12 protein-coding genes and 1 other RNA gene are annotated in these 21,064 nt (G+C 58.8%); 7 read left to right on the forward strand and 6 right to left on the reverse strand.

Annotated elements, in window-relative coordinates:
• The first annotated feature begins 8 nt into the window (after window positions 1-8).
• The 6 genes from IEX36_RS09340 to IEX36_RS09360 all read left to right on the forward strand — a co-directional run bounded on the left by IEX36_RS09340 (window position 9) and on the right by IEX36_RS09360 (window position 5,048).
• Window positions 9-1,133, forward strand: coding sequence for a TlpA family protein disulfide reductase (locus IEX36_RS09340; protein WP_229668975.1), 1,125 nt, complete (start codon window positions 9-11; stop codon window positions 1,131-1,133).
• Between the two features lie 47 nt (window positions 1,134-1,180).
• Complete coding sequence (locus IEX36_RS09345; RefSeq protein WP_188759067.1) at window positions 1,181-1,816, forward strand: FMN-binding negative transcriptional regulator; 636 nt, start codon at window positions 1,181-1,183, stop codon at window positions 1,814-1,816.
• A gap of 70 nt (window positions 1,817-1,886) precedes the next feature.
• Window positions 1,887-2,073: non-coding RNA, 6S RNA (gene ssrS, locus IEX36_RS17775), on the forward strand.
• A 51-nt stretch (window positions 2,074-2,124) separates the two neighbouring features.
• Complete coding sequence (locus IEX36_RS09350; protein ID WP_188759068.1) at window positions 2,125-2,880, forward strand: prolipoprotein diacylglyceryl transferase; 756 nt, start codon at window positions 2,125-2,127, stop codon at window positions 2,878-2,880.
• Window positions 2,870-3,994, forward strand: a complete 1,125-nt coding sequence (locus IEX36_RS09355) for an RluA family pseudouridine synthase (protein WP_188759069.1) — start codon at window positions 2,870-2,872, stop codon at window positions 3,992-3,994. Before IEX36_RS09350 ends, IEX36_RS09355 begins: the two co-directional genes overlap by 11 nt.
• Before the next feature lies 1 nt (window position 3,995).
• The gene (locus tag IEX36_RS09360; protein ID WP_229668836.1) at window positions 3,996-5,048 is read left to right on the forward strand and encodes a VWA domain-containing protein; all 1,053 of its coding nucleotides are present in this window, start codon (window positions 3,996-3,998) and stop codon (window positions 5,046-5,048) included.
• Between the two features lie 36 nt (window positions 5,049-5,084).
• Here the strand turns inward: IEX36_RS09360 and IEX36_RS09365 are convergent, their stop codons facing one another.
• Both IEX36_RS09365 and IEX36_RS09370 read right to left on the reverse strand, forming a co-directional pair.
• Window positions 5,085-8,390 (reverse strand): DUF4450 domain-containing protein, encoded by a 3,306-nt coding sequence (locus IEX36_RS09365; RefSeq protein ID WP_229668837.1) that lies wholly within the window; start codon window positions 8,388-8,390, stop codon window positions 5,085-5,087.
• 36 nt (window positions 8,391-8,426) lie between these two features.
• On the reverse strand, window positions 8,427-12,125 hold the full coding sequence (locus IEX36_RS09370; protein WP_188759070.1) for a carboxypeptidase-like regulatory domain-containing protein: 3,699 nt from the start codon (window positions 12,123-12,125) through the stop codon (window positions 8,427-8,429).
• A 302-nt stretch (window positions 12,126-12,427) separates the two neighbouring features.
• Between IEX36_RS09370 and IEX36_RS09375 the strand changes: the two genes are divergently transcribed.
• A complete protein-coding gene (locus tag IEX36_RS09375; protein ID WP_188759071.1) occupies window positions 12,428-14,821 on the forward strand; it encodes an Ig-like domain repeat protein in 2,394 nt (797 codons plus the stop codon).
• Window positions 14,822-14,919: 98 nt separating this feature from the next.
• On the opposite strand, the gene IEX36_RS09380 is transcribed toward IEX36_RS09375, so the two are convergent.
• From IEX36_RS09380 to IEX36_RS09395, 4 genes are all read right to left on the reverse strand, one after another.
• Complete coding sequence (locus IEX36_RS09380) at window positions 14,920-16,128, reverse strand: hypothetical protein (protein WP_188759072.1); 1,209 nt, start codon at window positions 16,126-16,128, stop codon at window positions 14,920-14,922.
• A gap of 2 nt (window positions 16,129-16,130) precedes the next feature.
• The gene (locus tag IEX36_RS09385) at window positions 16,131-17,180 is read right to left on the reverse strand and encodes an alkaline phosphatase family protein (RefSeq protein ID WP_188759073.1); all 1,050 of its coding nucleotides are present in this window, start codon (window positions 17,178-17,180) and stop codon (window positions 16,131-16,133) included.
• A gap of 92 nt (window positions 17,181-17,272) precedes the next feature.
• Window positions 17,273-18,679: a tetratricopeptide repeat protein gene (locus IEX36_RS09390; protein ID WP_188759074.1), complete on the reverse strand. Its 1,407-nt coding sequence runs from the start codon at window positions 18,677-18,679 to the stop codon at window positions 17,273-17,275.
• Window positions 18,680-18,690: 11 nt separating this feature from the next.
• Window positions 18,691-20,874, reverse strand: coding sequence for a beta-galactosidase (locus IEX36_RS09395; RefSeq protein ID WP_229668838.1), 2,184 nt, complete (start codon window positions 20,872-20,874; stop codon window positions 18,691-18,693).
• Between the last annotated feature and the right edge of the window lie 190 nt (window positions 20,875-21,064).

Raw genomic sequence — 21,064 nt, forward strand, 5'->3', positions numbered from 1 at the left:
TGCAAGCGGTGGCGCTACCTCGTGTATCTTCAAATGCGTTACGCCATGATGTTAGGCCTGGAGATTCAATGACACGGTTCTCGCTTGGTCGTTTTCTGCTGGTGCTGTTTATTTTTTGTTTCATGATTACTGGTTCTGCAGCGGTCTTCGCGCAGACAACATCATTGAACCCATCGGCGCATGCCGCGTTGGCGGAAGGCGCTCAATTTGAGCAGCGGCATCAGCTTTCGTCCGCACTGGACAGCGACCGCCGTGCCTTGAAGCTTGCCGGAGGCGTCTGCGCGGAGTGCTACGAAGCTGTCATTAAGCTTCAACTCAGGATGGAGCTGCCTAAAGACGCCGTGTCGTCTGCAAGCGCATGGTCAGCCCATGCATCCACCCCTGTAGAGAGATCGCAGGCGGAGCTCCTCGAAGCCAGATCTTTGATGGCTTTTTACGGCCAGAAACCCAAAGACTCACTCCTGCGTCAGGCAGATGATGTACTTAAGCAGGCTTCCATCGACAACCCATCTGATCCGGCCATCCACCTGCTCCGTGGCCGCGTGCTGGCCACACTGAAGATGGATGCGGAGGCAAAGGACGAGTTTTCAGCATGCGCTGCGTCGTCTGGGGCCACACCTGTTGAATGCCTTCGTGCAAAAAACTTTGCCCACGACCCCAGCTTGGCGCGAGGCGAGCAGGCGCCCGAGTTCACCATTACGCGCCCGGACGGAACCGTGGTCACTCTCGATTCACTAGCCGGCAAGGTCGTCCTTATCGATTTCTGGGCGACGTGGTGCCCTCCCTGCAATCGTGACCGAGACTACATTCAGTCGATCGCGGAGGAGTTTCAGAAAGGCAACTTCGTTCTGCTCGGCATCAGTTCAGACAAGAATGAGACTGTATGGAAAAACTATCTGAAAGACAACGATATGCTCGGCATTCAGGTCCGGGATTCCTTCGATGGCATAAATGATCTCTTTCACGTTGAAGGGATCCCCACCTACATCGTTCTCGATGGCAATGGTATGGTCCGGCTTCGTGTCACAGGGCCTGAAGGGGACATTCGCGGAAAGGTCCGCGCACTGCTTGCCAGCGATACATCGACTAGCAAACAGCAGACTGCAACCAGCGCAGGCTCTAAGTCACAATAAAATTGTCTGCATCGCGCGGTACTCGTAACCGTATCAGCGGAGGCTCGATGTATATTCCCAAGACCCATGAAGAGACGCGAATAGATGTGCTTCAGGAGTTCATGGAGGCACATCCGTTTGCGACGCTTGTGACGCTGGGGTCGGCAGGGTTGTTTGCGACGCATCTGCCTGTGGTGCTGGATCGTGATGGTGGGACTCTTGGGATTTTGCGAGGGCATATCTCGCGTGCGAACAGGCAGTGGCGCGATTTCTCTGCCGTTGTTGAAGCGCTTGTGATCTTTTCCGGGCCGCATCATTACATCACTCCGAACTGGTATGCGGAGAAGGCGAAGAGTGGCAGGGTTGTTCCTACGTGGAACTATGCGGTGGTTCACGCTTATGCCAGGCTCGCTGTCATTGAAGATGCGGCTTGGCTGCTCAAGAACGTTCAGACGCTGACTGATGTTCATGAGGTTGGATCGCCTGCTCCGTGGCGGGTCAGTGATGCTCCTGAGGAGTACATTCATGCGATTGCTAAGGGAATCGTTGGGGTTGAGCTGACGATTACGCGGCTTGAGGGCAAGTGGAAGGTGAGCCAGAATCAGTCGGCGGAGAACCGCGCGGGGGTTGTGAAGGGACTTGAGGAGCTGGGCACGGTGGAGAGCCTGGAGATGAAGCGGCTGGTTGAAGAAGGACTCAAGTAATGCGTTATCAATAGAGGCGGATTGGGCCGTTTGCAATCGTAGCCAGCGCGGTTTAGCATCCAACATGGAAACCGGCCTGCAAAGCAGGTGCAGCGATCCACGCTGGTTGAACCAACATTCATTGAACAGGGGTCTGGCTCGTATACATGGTTCGGTGTGCAGTCCTCCAGTCAGGAAAGCCTAAAGAACCACGGCAGGATCCCGCCGTCTTAGGACGGGTTCACCGGCGCTTCGCGGCACGGCCCAGTGGGTCGGTCTTCTTTTTTGCGGCACTGCACCAATCGCTCGGATTGGTGAGTGCCTAAGCTGTGTATCCATATATTCTCCACTCCGGACATCTTTTCGTTCCCACCTTTGGCGTGCTTGCGGCGTTGGGCCTGATGGCTGGGCTGACGCTGAGCCTGTTCACGGCGCGAAAGACAGGGCTGTCGGCGGATGCGCTTTGGAACGCTGGGCTGTTTACGCTGCTGGCTGCTTTTATTCTTTCGCGGCTGCTGCTGGTGGTGGGGAACCTTGGAACATTTCTGCACTATCCCGTTCTGCTGCTGATGGTGCCTTCGCTGACCCCGCTGGGGATTGTGCTAACGATTGTTGTGGCGATTGTTTATCTGCGGCTGCGACACCTGCCGCTACTGAAGACGCTGGATGCGTGGGCGCCGTGCGCGACGCTGATCTGGGGTTTTCTTGCGCTTGGGCACTTTGCTGAAGGCAGCGATGCCGGGCTGCCGACGACGCTGCCGTGGGGGCTGGCGATTCCGCCGGATGACGCTCCGAAGCTGCACCCGGTGGCGCTGTATGCGGTGATTGCGGCGGCGATCCTTACGGTTGCGCTGCTGGTGTTGCTGCGCCGGAGATGGAGACCGGGGAGCGTGGCCTCTGCCGCGCTTGTGGCCGCGGGCGTTGCGCAGTTTGCGCTGACGTTTTTCCGGCAGCCGTATCTGTATTCTGATTCCACGGCGTTCATCCGCGCGCTTGATCCGATTCAGTGGATTGCGCTTGCGATGATGGTTGCGGCTGGAATTGTTTTTCTGTTCAGAGAACGGGAGGCTGACGATGCCGTCTAGACATATGCTTCCCAAGGGCAAGCGCCGGCATACGGTGAAGCCGGAGTATCGCGCGACTCGTGATGTTGAACCTGAAACGCCGCCTGTGATTCCGACGATTGATCTAGAGGATGAGATTGCTGAAGACGGTGTGCGCACGTTTACGGCTGCGGCGGAGGCCGCTGGACTTCGGCTGGATCAGTATCTGGCGCAGGCGATTCCGGATGTGAGCCGGGCGCGGATGCAGCTTTTGATTGAGGCCGGACAGGTGCGCGTGGATGGCCATGCGGCCAAGCCGAAGCAGAAACTCAAGGGCGGCGAAGCGATTGAGATGGAAGGCTCGCCTGCTCCGCCACCGCTGCATGCGTTTGCGGAAGATATTCCGCTGGATGTTGTCTTCGAGGACAAGCACCTGGCGATCATCAATAAGCCGGCGGGGATGATGGTCCATGCTGGTTCGGGAGCGACGGAGGACAGCCGCAACGCGGGCACGCTGGTGAATGCGTTGTTGCATCACTTCAATCATCTTTCAGTTGTTGGAGGCGATTTGCGGCCGGGGATTGTGCATCGGCTGGACAAGATGACGAGCGGGCTGATTGTGGTGGCAAAGGATGACAGCACGCATCGCAAGCTGGGAGAGATGTTCTCGGCGCGCGAGGTGGAGAAGACGTACATCGCGCTGGTGCATGGAAACCTTGCCAAGGATGAAGCGACTGTCGACCTGCCGATTGGGCGTGACCTGGTGCGGCGCACGAGGATGACGACGCGGAGGGCTCTGGGGTCGGAGGGTGTGCGCCATGCGGTCTCGCATGTGAAGGTGCTGGAGCGGATTGCCGGGGCGTATGGCGCGTTTACGCTGGTGGAGGTGCGGATTGAGACCGGGCGTACACACCAGATTCGCGTACATATGCAGGCGCTGGGGCATCCGGTGGCGGGGGATACGCTTTATGGGGCTCCACATGCGGTGCGAGGGCCAAAGGGAGAACTTCAATTGGATCGGAATTTTTTGCATGCTGCGCACCTGAAATTCACGCATCCTCAAACACATAGGCAGGTTGACTTTTCGATACCCCTGCCTGTCGAACTGAGTGCGTTTCTCGATGATGTCAGGACGGCTTTACAGGGAGTTCGATAGAATGGTTTTAGTGACTGAACGCCGCCTCATTGACCGCTCCTTCGCAGGATGGGCTACGACCTCCCTGCTCTTGCTCGTACTTGCAGCCGTGCCCGTTGTGGCGCGTGGGCAGCAGCCTTCGGCGAGCACGCCGGCTACGCCACAGGCGGCGGCGTCGACTACGCAGACGACGGGCCAGTCAAATGGGGCACAGACAGCTTCTCCGCAAGAGACGGCGCCGACCATCGTGATTCAGGTGAACGAGGTCAACCTGATCTTTACCGTGACGGACAAGAAGGGCCGCTTCATCACCGGGTTGCAACGGCAGAACTTTGGCTTGTTGGATGATGGTCGTCCACCGGAACAGGTGCTGCGCTTCAGCCAGCAGACAAATCTGCCGCTGCGAGTGGGCATCATGCTGGATACTTCGAGCTCGATCCGGCAGCGGTTTCAGTTTGAGCAGGACTCGGCGATTGAGTTTCTGCTGCAGATTCTTCACCTGAACGATCGGGCGTTTGTTGAGGGCTTCGATATCAACACCGACGTGACGCAGGGCTTCACCAATAACATTGACCTGCTGAACTCGGGTATTCGCAAACTGCGGCCTGGCGGTGGTACGGCGCTGTACGACGCGCTGTACAAGACGTGCCGCGACCAGATGCTGACGATTCAGGACAACACTGCGGTGCGTCGCGCGCTGATTCTTGTCTCGGACGGCGACGATAACTACAGTCGCGCTGAGGAGTCGGACGCTATCAAGATGTGTCAGCGCGCGGACACGATTGTGTATTCGATCAGCACGAACGTCAGCCCCAGCCGCGACCATGGCGACGATGTGCTGAAGCAGATCTCGGATGCGACGGGTGGGCAGGCTTTTTACCCGGTCAAGATTGAAGACGTGGCGCAGGGATTTCGTAACATCGAGCAGGAACTGCGCAGCCAGTATCAGCTTGTGTATCGCCCAGCGGACTTCAAGCAGGATGGAGCGTTTCGAACGATCTATTTGCAGGCGCTGGACCCGCGATACCATGTGCGCGCGCAAAAGGGATACTTTGCGCCGAAGCCTAGCCAATAGTGTCTGTAATATTTGCTACGCGATGCTGGACCTGGCTTAGGTGCGCACCAGCGTGGCGGATAGCAACCCTACAATGATTCCGTAGAGCTTTACCTCGATGGAGAGATTGCGCAGCGATTTGTGTGGATCGAGCGCAAGCTCCACGATGTTTGCCGCACCACCGTCGACGGTGGTGCCCTTCCCGCGGAAGGTGACTGGATCGAGGATGCGGACGGCGCCGGTGCGGAGATCGACGCGTGGTGGACAGGGGGCTTCGTCGACGAAGAGATAGTCGTCGATGAGATAGTCCTGCTCGATGGGCCACCAGTTTTCGGGGTTGCGCAGATCGAGTGTGGATGTGGTGCCGTCGATGTAATGCGCCTGCACTACAGCGTGGGTCATGCGGCTGCACTGCGGGAAGGTTGTGCCTGCCAAGAGAAGATAGAGCGCGCTTGCTTTGCCTGTGAGTGGGATTTCGAGGGATGAGCGGTCCTGCTGCCATTGGGAGAGGAAGATGCAGTTTGGCGCGCTGCGATCTTTTGGAACGCGGAATGGAATGTTGAGCGGGGTTTCGAGGGCGCCGCTGTCGCGGCAGAGGCCGGAGTCGTCGATGCGCGGCTGGATGTCGAAGGCGGCCCATGCTCCGATTCCCTGCTCTGGGATTGAGAGCGAGCAGTAGGGCGAGCGTGGCGCGGTGTAGCTGCGTGTGAAGATATCGCTGATGCGATGTTTGAGTACGTTGGTGAGGTCGATGGGTTCTGTGCGTGTGCTGTTGCTGATGGCGCGGACTTGTTGTTGAGCGGGTGCTTGAGAGCGCGAGGCAATAGCTGGTTTCGACGCGATGAGTTCGCCTGACCACTCCACTTCGATGTGCCACGATGTGCTTTTGCCTGCGTGGATTTTTATCTGCGCTGCGCTTGATGAGTTGTGAAGGTGCGTTGCTTTGACTTGTGAGCCGTTGACTTGGATGGATGGATTGCGTGTGCGTGGTGCGTTGAGTTGCAGGATGAGATCGATGGGTTTGGCGAAGTGCGAGGCGATTTCGAATGACTCGCGGTGTGCTGCGCGCTGCCATTGGAGATGGATGTCGGGATGGTCGAGCGTGGCGTGGTTCCATGTGCTCGGGAAGCCGGGGCGAATCGTCACGGACTCGTCGAGCAGGTTGGGCTTGATGCCGAAGAGGCCTTCGACGAGCGCGCGCGACGTGATGCCGATGGGATCGCCGAAGTCGCGCTGCGCTTCCTGACGGTGCACGTCGAGCTGCGAGGTCATGTGGAAGTTGCCGGGACAGAGGCCCTGGAACATGGAGTCGACGAGGTTGCCTTTGAAGATGCGGAAGGCTTCGTCGGCCATGCCTGCCTGCCATAGCGCGAGCGCCATGTGCATGTTCTCGGCGAGCAGCAGGAGATTGAGTGACCAGATGTAGGGCATCCAATCCGAGCACGACAGCATGTAGAGGTCTTCGGCGGGAACGCCTTCGCCGTGGATGGGGATGTGTCTGAGCGCGGTGAGGCGTTCGGTGACCATCTGCTGGGCTTCGGTGGGCGATGCTACCTCGGAGTCGATGGTGTGGTAGATGGTCCAGAGTGCGGGCGAGGTGTAGGCGGTTTGCGTGGCGAGGATGTCTTTTGATTCGGCGAAGGTGCCTTGCTCGGGCAGCCAGAGGAGTTTGCTCATGCCTTCGTGGATCAGCCCGGCTTCGCGCTCGTAGAGTGTGGCGTCTTCGCCGATGAGCCTTGCTATGCGCGCCGCCCATTTGTTTGCATAGTAGTTGTAGGCGGTGGAGTGAGCCGCGCCGCCGCCGTTGTATTGCAGGTTATCGCTGGCCCAGATGCAGGCGTAGGCTTCGTAGAGCGGGAGCGTTGCGCCATCGACCGTGTAGGTGCGGCGGAAGAGGCGGCGCTCCCAGGCGAGATGCTGCACGAGCGCGGGCCATACTTCTTTTGCGAAGTCGAGGTCGCCGGTCCACTGGAGATGCCTGAGGACGGCATCGAAGAGGACCAGGTTCATGTCGTAGTGGTTGTGCGAGATGTCTCCCTGGCTGTGAAGGAGATTTTCGGTGCGCGCGAGGTGCGAGCCGGGGTCGGGATGGCCGGTTGCTGGATCGGATGTTGTGACCGGGGAGTGGTTCTGGCGGGCGATCCAGTGGCGCGCGTGCTGGCGGAAGCGTTCGTGCTGGCCTGTGGCGTCGAGCACGTAGGGGCCGCGCCATCCGGCGAGCGGGACTCGCCAGGCTACGGCGCCGTGCATGACGCAGCCTTGTGCGCTGTCCCAGATGGCGTCGGCTGCTGTGTTGAGTGCGCTGGCGGCGAGGTTGATGTATTCGTCGGGCGTAGTGGCAGAGACGCGGGTTGCGATGGTGTCTAACTGCCGGGTGCGGGCGACGATTGCGTCTTCGAGATTTTCGTTGAGAGGCGGCAGCGATTCTGTCTGGCGTTGTAATGCAATCGAGAGTGGTTTGCCGGGTTCGATTTCTACTGAGCCGATCAAAACGGGCAGTGTGATTTCGCTGGATGGTAGATGGGACAGCGCGTTCCAACCTGCGTTCCACTGCGTTGCATCGCTGAGTGCGAGCTGGGAGTTGGGTGGGAAGTAGAGAGACAGATCCGCAGCTTTGCTGTGAACGGACGCGCTGTTTTCGCGGAGAGTGTAGGTGTTGCCTTTGCACTCCTCGGGCCTGAGCTGGAAGAAGAGGCTTACGGGTTGGGCTTCGCAGCCGATGTCGCCGCCGCGCTTGCCTTTGCGTCCGCTGACGCCGCCGAAGGCCCAGAGCAGGCGCGTGCTGGCGGGAATCTCTGCTGCTTCGACGCGGACGTAGATGCCAGAGCCTTCGGCCATGGTCATGATTTCGATGCGCAGTGTTCCGTGCTGAAGCAGCGGGTCGCGGACCTCGTAGAACATGCGGCCTGCGCGATAGACTGCGTTGATCTCATGCGCTTCGTGTAGCCATTTGGATGCGCCTGCAGCGGCGATGCCGAGGCGGAGGTTGCCTCCGTGGCCGGGGAGATAGAGCGAGAACTCGGGCAGGTCTCCGGCATCGACACGAAATGCGTTGTTTGGGCCGTAGAGTGGGCGGTTGAAGAACTCAGTGCCGTTCTGGACGAAGAAGCCTCCGCTGCCGGGGCGATAGCGCATGGGGCGCGCTGTCTGGCCTTTCATCAGGCCACGCACTTTGCCGGTGATCTCTTCTGGCGACGCTGCCGCGGAGTATGGCGATCGATGCTTTTGCGCGAATGCGAGTGGCCCTTGTGCGGCGAGAGCGGCTGCGGCTGAGTTTGCGAGGAAGCGGCGGCGTGTCCAGTAGGGGAGATTGTTCATGCTGATTTGTCGCGCATAAAAGAAGGACGGCCGCGGAGACTGCATGATAGCAATCTCCGCGGCCGCGAGTTCATGATCAGGTTAGAAGTTGAGCTTTCCGGCAAACTGCCAGTCGCGTGAGCCGTTGTTTTGTTTGGAGAGCGTTCCGAAGGAGCCGCTCGAGAGCGAAGTGCCGAGACCGCCGAATTGCGTGTGGTTGGTGGCGTTGAGCGCATCGGCCTGGAAGACGAAGTTGACACGCTCGTAGATGGGAAACTCGCGCCGGACTCCTGCGTCAAGGTTGTAGTTGCCTGTGTCGTAGAGGTTGTACGGCGCGCTGCGGTCGACGTTGCCGAAGTTATAGCCTCCGTTGCCGGGTGTTGCGATGAAGGCGGAGGAGTCGATGTATTTGACGTTGCCAAACGTTGTTGCCGTGACACCCTTGCCATAGCCGCCGTTGATGCGGACAGGGCCGGAGTGCGCGGTGTTGTAGCTGGGATAGCAGCTTCCCGGTGTCTGGCAGCTTGTTCCTGAGATGGAGAGCGGACCGCCGGAGATCTTCGTGAAGATGAACGACAGCTTCCATCCGCCTGCGAAGGCGCGGACCCAGAAATTATTGGCGCCGAACTGGCGGCCGCTGCCGAACGGAAGGCTGTAGACGCCGAAGATGCGAAGGTTGTTGGGAATGTTGTTAGAGCTGACGGTGCGGTCGATACGGTTCGCTTCCACCGTGCCATGGCCGCCGTCGATGACGTTGTTCGGGATCGCGTAGCCACTGCGCGAACCGGCAATGTCGTCGATGGTTTTAGCAAAGGTGTAGTTGAGTGTGTAGCTGAGCCCGTGCCAGGTACGCTGCGCGAGGCTGATCTGGAGAGCGTTGTAGTTGCTGTTGCCTACGTCGCCCCAGGTGTCGGTTACGCCGGAGTACTGAGGGAAGGGCTTGAGCATCTGACCGATGGTCGCGGTCGAGCCACCGTAGTTTGCGTAGGGCAGCGCGATGCCGGGAATGATGGCCTGCGCTTCCTGCAGGTAGGTCTTGTGGGTGGTGCTGTCCACGCTGCCTGGCAACTGTTTGAGCAGGCTGCCGAGCACCTGATACTGCGGCGCCATCTGGTTGTTGTAGTAGCCGCGCAGTCCGGCGACGAGGAAGTGGGCCTGGTTGGCAGCGTAGTCGACGCTGAGTGTGAGGTCGTTGGTGAGCAGATGCTGGATGCCGAAGTTCCAGCTCTCGGTGTACGGTGCGCGACCGGAGAGATACGGGTCCGCGTAGGAGACACCGGATGGCGTCGTGCCGACTCCATTGACGAGGTAGTTGCCTGTGTTGGCTGTCGCGGTTGGATTGAGCGCGGTTGAATACGCCGGGATGCCTGTGTTGCCCAGCGCGGAATTCAGGTAGAAGGCCGGCTGGCCGCCCTGGCCGGAGTCGGCGAAGGGTGCGCTTACCGTGAGACCAGTCTGGCCGGTTCCGTTGTAGTTGCCGCCGCTGGAGCCGCCGACACCGCCGCTGTGCGTGTACATAATGGCGAATGCGCCGCGAACAACATCGCGAGGAGATACCTGATAGACGGCGCCGACGCGGGGCCCGAGGTTCTTGTACCAGGTGTTGACGGTTGTCGTGCAGTTGCAGGTGCCGTTGCCTTTACCCATGTAGAACATCGCACCGGGACTGTTCGTCGCAGGATTGATGAGTGTTGGGCTGAAGCCGGACCAGCGGTTCTCCGCCTCGGTGAACGGAGTGTAGAGGTCCCAGCGGAGGCCGAGGTTGAGGGTCAGGTTCTTGGTGACTTTGTAGTCGTCCTGCACGTAGGGCGAGAACGCTTTGTAGCGAGCGCCCAGTGTGGAGAAGTTCTGGATGTAGAGCGAGGTTGAGTCGACCGCCCCGAGCAGGAAGCTGGCGTAGGAGAAACCGCTGGTGGGAATGATCTGTCCCTTGCTGTTGTAGCCCGCGGTTGTGGTGTTCTTGTAGGTGAAGCTGACAGGCTTCGATGCACTGTCGGATACGGACTGGTTGAATTGCAGCCACTGGTACGTGCCGCCGAAGGTGAACGAGTGGTGGCCGTGCACCCACTGGAATTCGTCGCCGAGCGTGTAGGTGTTGACTGCTTCGTGATAGCCGGTGGGAGCGGAGAAGCCCGATGGGCCATCGACGCCGCCGGAGAACGATGCGCCGGGGAAGGTGGTGGACGCAAGGCCGACGGGAAGATTGCCGATGCCGAGGCTGCTTGCCGTCACGGAGCCGCCCTCGGTGGCGTTCTTGACCGGAGCCCAGAAGCGCGTGAGACCGTAGCGAAGCTGGTTGACCGCGTGCGGAGACACAATATAGGTGTGCTTGATGATGTCGGTCGTTGTGGACTCGGTGACGAGCGTGCCGTTGGTGTAGGGGAATGGCAGAACCGAGTTCGCGCCGTAGTCATACGGAGGAATGTTTTTGACTCCGGAGGTTGAGATCAGCGAGATCTGCTGCTTCGAGTTGAGCGTGTAGTCGAGACGGCCGGTGAAGCCCCAGACATCGAGCCCGGTGACGCGACCGGCGAGGTAGTTGTTGGTGAGAGAAGAGTTCGCCACCGGCGGCATATACTTCTGCATCGCCTGCGAGATCGTTGAGATCTCCGAGGATGGAATGACGTTCGCTGTCGGCAGGCCGTTCTTCATGCCCATGAACTGTTTGGCGCAGGTTACGCCACCGTTTGCAGCAGTGCAGGACGCAACCGTAGTTGGATCGTAGATGTTGTAGCCGGGGTTTGCCGCGGCGTAGGCGGTGAAGTCGCCTCCCTGAGCAGCAGGTGTGGGGATGGTCTGGTAGGTCGGGTTCGTCGTGCCGCGGAAGTGGAAGCGGTCGTAGTTGGCGAAGAAGAAGAGCTTGTTGTGCAGGATGGGGCCGCCGAGCGAGAGCGAGAGTTCGTTCTGATGCTCGGGCGTCTTCGACGTCGGATAGCCTGTGGTGCCGTTGGGCAAGACGATCTTCGTCCAGGGCTGCGTGTAGCCCCAGGTGTCGAATGCAGTGTTGCGGATGAAGAAGTTCGCGCCGCCGTGGAAGGTGTTGCTGCCCTGCTTGATGGAATAGTTTTCGACGCCGAGGCCCTGATACTGCGCCGAGGAGCCGCTGGTCTGGACCTGGAACTGATCGACGGCGTCGACGGAGAGGTTCTGGTTCAGCTTGCGGTTGTCGCCCTGCGAGTCGACGGTCGTCTGCGGGACGCCCTCGATGTACATCTCGTTGGAGTTGCCGGAGCCTGCGCCGTTGAAGATGCCGGAACGACCGCCGCTGTTGACGCCGGGCATCAGCGAGGCAAAGCTGGTCGGGTCACGCGGACCGCCGGAGGTGATCTGCAGCGGAAGCTCGGAGTAGGTGGAGTTCTCCATGACTGCGCCGAGTGTGGCGTTCTGCGTCTGGAGTGCAGGAGGCGCGGTCGAAACGGTCACGGTGTCCGACGTGCTGCCCACGGTGAGCTTCGGGTTCAGGCCGACGGTGTTGAGCGCGTCGACTGTGACGTTCTGCTGCTTGAAGCTTTGAAAGCCGGGCGCCGTGACGACCACCGTGTACACGCCGGGGTGTAAGGGCGACATGACGTAGTAGCCGTTGCCCGTGGACTTCCGCGTGGTGGTGACGCCAGTGGAATTCTCTGTCGCCGCGATGGTCGCTCCGGGAATGACGGCGCCGGTGGGGTCGGTGACGGTGCCTGCGATGGCTCCTTGTCCAGCTATCTGTGCGTTCGCGGGAGGAAGCAGGATGAGCGGTAAAAGCAAAATGGGGAGAACCAACCGCAAGGCACGGCGCGTAACAGCACGAAGTTCGGACATGGGCCCTTATGTTCCTTGATTGATATTTTTTCTATGACGGAATGAATCGTATGGACAGCATTACAGGTTTGTCAATAGAAATAAATTTTCATTTGAGAAATACATGAGAACACACGGCTTGGCCTATTTTGTTTTTACCGGCAACATTTCAGTTAGATGGGTGAAAATTAAATTTCCAAATAGGACTTTATTTTTCTATTGCAGTTCGAGTATAGTCCATGACGCTCATCAGAACCTCCCCAGCGATGCTTTCGGCATGGCGTGTTCTGGTGGGCGCAAACCATTCTCCAGAGGTGATTTAAGTGATAAGGCTCTCCCGAAGAACCCTGGCTGTACTTGTCTCTGCTGCCAGCCTGATGACGGCTGCGGCGTGTGCGCAGGTGCCTGCTTTTCCTGGCGCCTACGGCTTTGGCGCAAACGCAACTGGAGGCCGTGGCGGCACGGTTTACCACGTAACCAACCTGGGCGATTCGGGTCCAGGCTCGTTCCGCGATGCAGTCAGTCAGCCTGACCGCATCATCGTCTTCGACGTTGGCGGCTATATCGTGCTGAAGTCTCCGGTCTCGGTCAACGGCAATCTCACCATTGCCGGACAGACGGCTCCGGGCGGAGGAATCGGCATTATGGGTGGTGAGGTTTCTCTGAGCAATAAGAGCAACATCATCATGCGCAATGTGAGGATACGTCAGGGCAATCTGGACCCGCTGACTGGAAAGAGCGCGCTCGGTATGAGCGACTCATCGGACATCATCCTTGACCATTGCTCGTTTGAATATGGGCAGTGGGACAGCGTGGATGCAGTGGGAGGAGTGAACTTCACGGTGCAGAACTCGATCATTGCGGACCCGATCGAGCAGCAGTTCGGCGCGCATGTGGAAGTTGGCCCGTCGACTTTCTACCGCAACCTTTGGGTGAACGTTCATAACCGTCAGCCGCTGTCGAAGGACAATACGCAGTACATCAACAACATCATCTATGACTACGAGCTTGGGTATACGTCCGGCAACACAGGCGGCAAGTTCTCGCACGACATCATCAACAACTACTTCATCGCAGGCCCGATGACGTCTACACCGAGCGATGCGTTCTTTCAGATGAACGCCAACCAAAGTGTGTATGCAACCGGCAATATGGTGGACAGCACGGCAGACGGCATTCTGAATGGCGCGTCGAACAATACGGTCGGCAGTTCGCTGATTTTGAATGCGCCGTGGGCCGCTACGACGACGTCTATTCCTGCGTTGAGCGCTGCTGACGCTTACCCGAGTGTGTTGGCTGGAGCGGGTGCGTTTCCGCGCGATGAGGTCGATAACTTCGTTACAGGTGATGCTGCTTCGCTTGGCCTGAAAGGCCAGCTTTATAAGGACCAGGCAGTAACCGGTCTTTCGAATGACGGCTATGGAACGCTGACTGGCGGAACAGAATTTCCGAACCAGAGCGGTGATGGAATCGCCGACTACTGGGCTGCGGCAAACGGCATCAGCACGAGCGATGCCTCTGCGGGCAACGTGCAGTATGGAACGACTGGCTACACCAATCTTGAGGTCTACATCAATAGCCTGGTGCTTCCTGCGCCGTGGAGCGCGGGAGACATTGCGGGCACTCCGATGGCGGGAGCAAGCTCCTACAATCCGTTCAAGGATGAGTGGCTGCTGATCGGCAGCGGACAGAACGCTTCGACAACGTTTGATGCAGGGCAGTTTGCTTCGCAGGCCTGGAGCGTGGATGGCAGCTTCACGACGAAGCTGCTCTCGATCTCTGATGCGATGGCTGAGGGCGGCATCATGGTCCGCGGGTCGAACGATGCGGACTCAGCGTTTGTCGCGCTGGTGGCCGATAGCTCCGGCAGCGTGTCTCTTCTCTCGCGTAATGCAGATGGACAGAGCGCAAATGGGGTGCAGTTGCGTCATGGTCCTACGCCGCTCTGGCTGCGTGTTGTGCGCAAGTCGGGTACCTATGCCGGGTACATCAGTGTGGATGGTTCGCATTGGCGGCTGGTAGGGATTGCCAACGCGACCCTGCCTGAGACGTCGCGTGTAGGACTTGTTGCGGCTTCGGGAGGAACGGCGACGTTTGGCACTGCCGCTTTCACAAGCACAAGTCTTGACGCGAATACGGGGACGCCGGTGACGCTGAGTGTCTCGGATGCGAACCTGACTTATCCTGCTTCGACTAAGGTAGTGGTGACGGTTGCGGGAACGAGTGAAGGCAGAACCCACGGTATCGTGCGCATCTTCGATGGGAGCACGCGCATTGCGACGCTGCCTTTGATGCGGGATGGAAAAGCCTACTGGGATATCCATTCTCCGCTGGGTGCAGGCACGCATCTACTGACGGCTGCGTACACCGGAGATGAAGACACTCCGCCGGGCTTCTCGACAGCGACAAGCGTGGTGGTTGCTCCTGCGGCTGTCAGGCTTTCGGCGTGGTGCTGGAACGCGAGCGTTCCGTATGGCAGCAATTACACCTGCTTCGCCAACGTGAGTTCGGACGCGGGCGCTCCGGCGGGCACGCTTGAATACACGGTGGATGGCGCTCCGGCGAGCGTGCGGCTTGACCATGGGAATGCGCGCTTTTCAGTGGCTCATCCCGGCGTGGGTACGCATACCGTTACGTTGGAGTATCCGGCGCAGGGGAACTTCGCTGCGAGCGAGACGCTGACGGAGAACTTCACCGTCACGCCAGACTCGCACTAGTGGTTGACGCTGTACTTTGTTTCAGGATGCACGAAGAGCAACGGTCTATCTGTAGACCGTTGCTCTTTTTTATGCCAGCTTCGTTGCAGTTGCGGCAACTATGCGATCCAGCTCAGGATTTTAGGAAGATCGCAGGGTGAGGTTGAGACTGTTCCCTTTGCCATGGCAGGAGCGACGACGATGGCTTCATGCTGATCTTCAAACCAGGCGATGAAGCGCGATGAGCCTGCGCCGGTCAATCTCCTCTGATTGATCCACGTATAGTAGGCGCCCATGTCGGCGTCGATGAGTGAGCCTTGTGGGTCGACCTTCAGCGGGCCCCTGGAGGCCATCCACATCTCGTTCATCGGGCGCTGCGTCTGGCGTGGTGAGTAGCGCGTGACGAGCGTGAGCGGCCTGGCGCGGCGCAGCGCCTCGCGCGCTGCCCACTGCACGAATGTCGTGCTGAAGATTTGCGTTCCCGAGCCTTCGGTCAACAGGCTGAGCTGGAAGTGCTGCAGGACTTCATCGCCCTGGGCTCCGGCTGCACGGATCTGGTCGGGGCGAAGCTCGGCGAGAACGCTGCGCAGATTCTCCGGGCCGCCTACGGCGCCGGAGAGTCGTACGGTGGTCATCTTTTCGAGCAACGCTTCACGCACGGGAGTGAGGGCATCGTAGGAGACGGTCGCGATTTGCTTGTTCGGAACAGGTTGAGCGGAGCCTCCTTCGATGTACCAATGCGCGTAGGGAGCGGGGCTGGCTTGCGCTCGTGTATTGAGCGCGGCGAGCAGGGTGTTCACGCCGTCTGTGGGGTTGACCTGCGTGAAGTAGGTTCCGTACGGGCGCAGCTTTTCGAACAGCTTTGTGCCTGGAGCGGCGTCTTTGCCGACGATTGCAATGCATAGTCTTGGGATTGCCGGCTCTGATTCCGGAACGGCGGCACGAAAATCGTGCTGGTATTGCTGGGCGACATTGCCGAAGTGGTCCATCTGGTGCTGCGCCCACAACTGTGCGGTGAGCTTTTCGGTGGATGCAATCGGGTCTGCCCACCAATGCTCATTGGCGAGTGACGATGCAGCAGACAACGAGGCGAAGCCCGCCATTGCCGATTGCAATTTGTCTGAAGACATGGCGCCGAGGTAGCTGAGTTGATCGTCGACTTCGGCGCGCTCGGCTGGGAACCGCCAGTCGTAGTCGATCAGCTGGCGCAGAAACACGATCGCAAACGCGACCGGGAGCTGTTCGATGAGATCGAAGTGCTGGAGCGCAAGCTTCCTGGCCTCTGGAGGGTACTTCGTAAAATCGGATTCACGCAGTTGTGCCTGCATTCTTACAGCACCTCCTGCAAAGGCTTGCCTGACGAGAAGCGTGCATTACATTTGAGAACGGCGGCAAGTGTGGGCACGAGGTCCACTGACTCGACCATGCGATTGACCGTGAAGTTCTCACGTATGCCCGGGCCCATCGCGATCATCCACGTTGTGCGCGAGAGCGGGTCGCCGGTGCGATGGTGCTGGAAGCCGTTACCTCCGGGATCGCTGTCGGCGTCTCTGCCGAAGTCGGGCAGGATGAACATGCTGGTCTTGCCTTTGTACTCTGGGTTGGACTGGATTGAGTTCCACAGCTCGGCGCAGAGGCGGTCGGTGCGGCGGATGCCGTCGGTGTAGAGAGAGAATGCGCCGGAGTGGGCGATGTCGATGTCGTGCAGGGTGATCCAGAGAAGACTGGGGGCGAGCTGCTTCATGACCTGGTGCGCGATGTAGACGGAGAGCTCGTCGGGGCTGGAGACGGTGCGGGCGTGCGTTATGAATTCGGCGACGGAGAGCTGCATCAGGTTGGCGAGCTCGTGCAGATCGACTTGATTGGATGAGTACGGCGACTGCACGGGAGACTCGTAGTTGTCGCGCAGCAGGCTTTCGTAGTCGGATGTGCCATGACCGAGCGCGTTGCTGAGGAGTTGTTTTGGAAGCACCACGTAGGCTCCAAGGCCGTTGCCATAGAGTCGATTGTCACTCTGGCCGATGCGGTTGAAGCCGTTGCTCGGCGCAATGACCCAGGCATCGTGCGCGGGACGGTGCTGGTCGCGGCGGAAGTATTCGAAGATGGTTGGGCTTTCAGGAGCGACTGGGGCAAAGTTATCGAACGTTTCGTAGGTGCCAGTTGCAAGGCTGGCGGTCGCGACATAGTGGCCGAGGATTCCGCGGTTGACGACCTGGGTGAAGAATGTGGCTTGCGGGATGAGATCGTTGAGCAGGTGAGGAATGTACTGCTGGCCTTCCACCGCAAATGTCTCTTCATCGCGTGCGCCGCCGCCAAAGGTGACGACGACGACTTTTTGTGCGGGACTTTGGGCCATGGCACGCAAGGGCGTGAAGCCCATGAGCCCGGCTGTTGCTCCGGCGCCTGTGACGGTGCGGAGAAACTGCCTTCGATTGAAGGATTGCTGCGCGGCGATTCCGCGGAGATGCTGATCTAATGCGACGCGATTAGGAATGTCGTCACCTCTTTGAGCCTTGCGTCAGACTCTTCTTTCTCCTGCTGTGCGTATTGCTGATGAAGCGCAATCTCTTTGGCGGCCAGGTCTGTCTGGTGCAGGTGTGAGTATGCCCTTGCGAGACGATAATGCGCCTCAGCATAGGATGGGCGCAACTGGATTGCACTCTTCAGGCTAGCGACACTTTGCTGCCACTGAAGCCGCTGCTGTTCGAGGACTCCTAACTGGTAGTAGGCCTCGGGTAGATGAGGATCGGTTGCGATTGCGCGCTGGAGCAGTTGCTGTACGTGGTCCAGATCATTTTGCTGGCCGGGACCGTGAAGAATGCTTGCCGCGGCGTATACGGCTATCTTCGCGTTGTCCGGATGTTTGTCGGCAAAGGCGATGAGAGTGCTGCATTGCGCGGCGTCGTCGCCGCCTGCGGCTGAACAGCTCTTTCCCAGCAGGTCTCCATAGCCTTCGTTTTCGGGATCGAGTTTGAGCAGCGCGCCGAAGGTGTTTGCCGCATCGACATAGTGGCCGCTGCCATAGAATGCAATTCCCTTGGCGAGCATGAGGCGACGGCTGTCTGGAAAGCGCTCGATGCCGTATTGCGCGACGTCCTGAGCGGGCTGCCAGGTCCAGTGGCGAAGCCATTCGACGGCAAGGTTGTAGATGTTCTGCTCGGTGGGATTGAGCTTCACTGCCGCCTGCATGTGGGTGGCTGCGTCTTTGAATTGACCGTTCGCTTCGGCGATGTCTCCCCAGAGCGATTCGATGGCGGCAGTTCTGTCTGCATCTGGAATGGTTCGCAGGGCCTTGTCTGCCTGTGTATTTTTGCCTACCTGGTGCAGTGCGAGAGCCCAGTTGTATCGCGTGTCCATGTTCGCCGGCTCTGCGTCGGCGGATCTTGCGAACGCGGCTGCAGCCTCCGCGGGTTGCTTGTCCAGGAACAACGCGTGACCGAGGTTGGAGAGCACTTCTGCGTTTTTGGGTTCGAGGGATGCTGCTTTGCGAAGGGGATCGAGTGCGAGATGCGCGTCTCCTGTCTGGAGATATGCGGCGCCTAGATTTGCCTGCGCCGCGGCATTGGTCTTCGCTGCCTCTGCTGCATGGCGCAGGAATGGGATCGCCTGCTGGTAGCTGCCAGCGTCAATATACAAAAGTCCCAGCGCTTCGTTTGCGGGGAAATTGCCTGGATACTTTTGCGCAAGCCGCACGAGCTCAGGCATGGCAGATGCTCCGTTGCCGGCGTCGTAGGCAGCCAGCGCGTGGTCGAGCGAGACTGCGTCCGCGCTGGGCATCGCGGCTTCGTGCGCTTTGTTCTGTTGTGCGCTTCCGTGCGTGCAGGTGAGCACCGCGCAACACAGCAGAGGAAGGATCGGCCTGGAGATACTTCTGAACATCGATGTTTATGCTATGGTCTCTCTTCGACGATAGCCACGTCCCACGGCTGCAATGTGATTTGCTGATCGGGAGCCATCTGCTTGCCGCTGAGCAACTCTTCGCCACGAGCATGTGCGTAGTGGAAGGTCTGTGTGTCAGAAGAATAGTTCAGGTAGTAGTGTAGTTTTCTGCCTAAACCATTCACTCCATCTTTTTCCCTGACCTTGTCGGGCAAGTCTGGCTGGGCCTGGAGATCGAGATGAGCGTCGTGGATAGCATCGAGAACAATCTTGTGCTGCAACTCGTCGGAGAGGAATGTCCCTTCATAGATCAATGATCCCTTGCCATATTCGTTGCGGGTAATTGCGGGCCATCTTCCGAAGAAGGAGTGGTCGTAGTAGGCGAGAGGCTGGGCGTGTTCGAGCTTCAGGAACTCGGCCCAGTACATCACCTGGTTGCCAGTGCCTGCGTGGAATGGATCGCCTTTCAGCGCCAAGGGCTTTTCGAGATTGGAGAACTCCTGATAGCTGAAGCCTGCTGCCTCACGGAGTGGTCCGGGAGCCATGACCCACCTGACGGCTGAGTTTTCGTTGGCGAAGCCGCTCTTGAAGGTCATCAGAACATGGCCGCCGTTCTTTACATAGTCGGAGATCTTCTGGAGGAGCGCGTCGTCGGAGATGTAGAGCGCAGGGATCACGACGAGTTTGTAACGCGAGAAGTCCGGGTCTTCGGGAAAGATGAAGTCGGTGCCTACGTTCGCGTCGTAGAAGGCTTTGTGCAGTTGATTGATGAGCGTGGTGTAGGTGGCAACCGGCTTGCCAAAGCTCCATTGAGCGGCAGGCGCCAAGGCGAAGGGCATGAAGTCGAGCGCGTTGGCGGAGTCAACGCTGTAGAGGATAGCGACTTCATTTTTGATCTTGAGATTGACGAGGTGCGGGCCAATGCGCTGCAACTCGTGCGCTGTGCGCGACACCTCTGCGTAGGCCCGGTTGGGTTCGAGGTCGTGGGAGAGAACGCCCTTCCAGTAGGTCTCCTGCCCTGCGGGGATGGAGGCCCAGTGCCAGTATTCAACCATGTTTGCGCCGCTGGAGAGATGGGTGTAGACATCGAGCCGCAGTTGCCCGTCGTAGGGAGGGTATTGATATGCGGATGACCAGTCGGTTGTCTGGGCGTTGGTCTCGGTGACGAGAAAGTTTGCGTGCTTGAGCGAGCGGCTGTAGTCGCCCTGTTCGGCCTGCGATTGGCCGTCCATGTGGTCCTGCGTGCCGTGATACGGATTGTTCGCGACGATATCGAGCGCCTTTGCTACCTCATACTCGTTTACATCGCGCCGCATGGAGCCGCCGAAGTCCTGCGTGACGAACTGCGAGGGGGCGCGATATTGGCGCACGAGCGCTGCCTGCCAGTCGAGATAGTTGGTAACGCGCATCTGCTCCCATCGCGACCACTCCAGTTTGTAGCTGGTGCTGGTGGCGTGGTCGCGGGTGGGCATATTCTCCCAGCCGTTTACGTCTTCGCCCCAGTAGTTCAGAAACCATGCCTTGTTCAGATTGTCGGTCGTTCCAAACTTCTGCTTGAGGTGGTTCACAAAGCCAATGTAGACGTCTTTATTAGCGGCACCGTAGGAGGAGGTCTCGTTGTCGATCTGCCACCCGATCACGTTTGGGTTGTTGCGGTAGTGTTCGACCAGATTTTTGATGAGCCGCTGGGCATAAAAGCGGAATGCGGGGCTGTCTGTGTCCATGTTCTGGCGCATGCCGTATCCGGTGTCGCCGCCACCGAGAGGACGCGCGAGGATCTCGGGATGTTCGCGATACATCCAGGTGGGAATGGAGTAGGTGGGAGTGCCCATGATGACCTTGATGCCCGCTTTGCCCATCGCATCAACTACGCGGTCCATCCATGCATACTCGAACTTGCCGTCTTCAGGTTCCCAGAGACTCCATGTGGATTCGCCCATTCTGACTACGGTCAAGCCTGCGGCCTTCATCATGGCGACATCTTTGTCGAGACGCTCGTAAGGCATGTACTCGTTGTAGTAGGCAGCGCCATAGAGCACATTTGTCATTTCGTCCGGCGCAGTTGCGGCCTGGTTCGAGGCAGATTGAGGTGCGGATGCGGTCTGGCCATTCGCGTAGACCGAGCCTCCCAAAAGCGCGGCAATGCAGATCAATCCAGCATGTAACGGTTTTCTTGAGCGTACCGGAAGTGTCATCTCACCTCATACACAATAGACATATTGGGGTTTACAGGCAGTGCTGAACAGGTTTTCAGGAGGACGCCGCATAACCGGACTAATTTATCTGTGCCTGAAAGCTCTGAATCACGATTTCCTTGAACATAGCATGGAAGGAATCGTTTTCGCGCAATCAAAATTTCACTTCGTGCAAACCTTCGAGATGCGT

This window comes from Edaphobacter acidisoli (assembly GCF_014642855.1).
Lineage (GTDB): Bacteria > Acidobacteriota > Terriglobia > Terriglobales > Acidobacteriaceae > Edaphobacter > Edaphobacter acidisoli.

Coding starts and splice junctions, on each gene's coding strand:
- IEX36_RS09370 (WP_188759070.1), bottom strand. CDS start 12,125: ATGTCCGAACTTCGTGCTGTTACGCGCCGTGCCTTGCGGTTGGTTCTC.
- IEX36_RS09345 (WP_188759067.1), top strand. CDS start 1,181: ATGTATATTCCCAAGACCCATGAAGAGACGCGAATAGATGTGCTTCAG.
- IEX36_RS09365 (WP_229668837.1), bottom strand. CDS start 8,390: ATGCAGTCTCCGCGGCCGTCCTTCTTTTATGCGCGACAAATCAGCATG.
- IEX36_RS09360 (WP_229668836.1), top strand. CDS start 3,996: ATGGTTTTAGTGACTGAACGCCGCCTCATTGACCGCTCCTTCGCAGGA.
- IEX36_RS09385 (WP_188759073.1), bottom strand. CDS start 17,180: ATGGGCTTCACGCCCTTGCGTGCCATGGCCCAAAGTCCCGCACAAAAA.
- IEX36_RS09395 (WP_229668838.1), bottom strand. CDS start 20,874: ATGACACTTCCGGTACGCTCAAGAAAACCGTTACATGCTGGATTGATC.
- IEX36_RS09355 (WP_188759069.1), top strand. CDS start 2,870: ATGCCGTCTAGACATATGCTTCCCAAGGGCAAGCGCCGGCATACGGTG.
- IEX36_RS09380 (WP_188759072.1), bottom strand. CDS start 16,128: ATGCAGGCACAACTGCGTGAATCCGATTTTACGAAGTACCCTCCAGAG.
- IEX36_RS09390 (WP_188759074.1), bottom strand. CDS start 18,679: ATGTTCAGAAGTATCTCCAGGCCGATCCTTCCTCTGCTGTGTTGCGCG.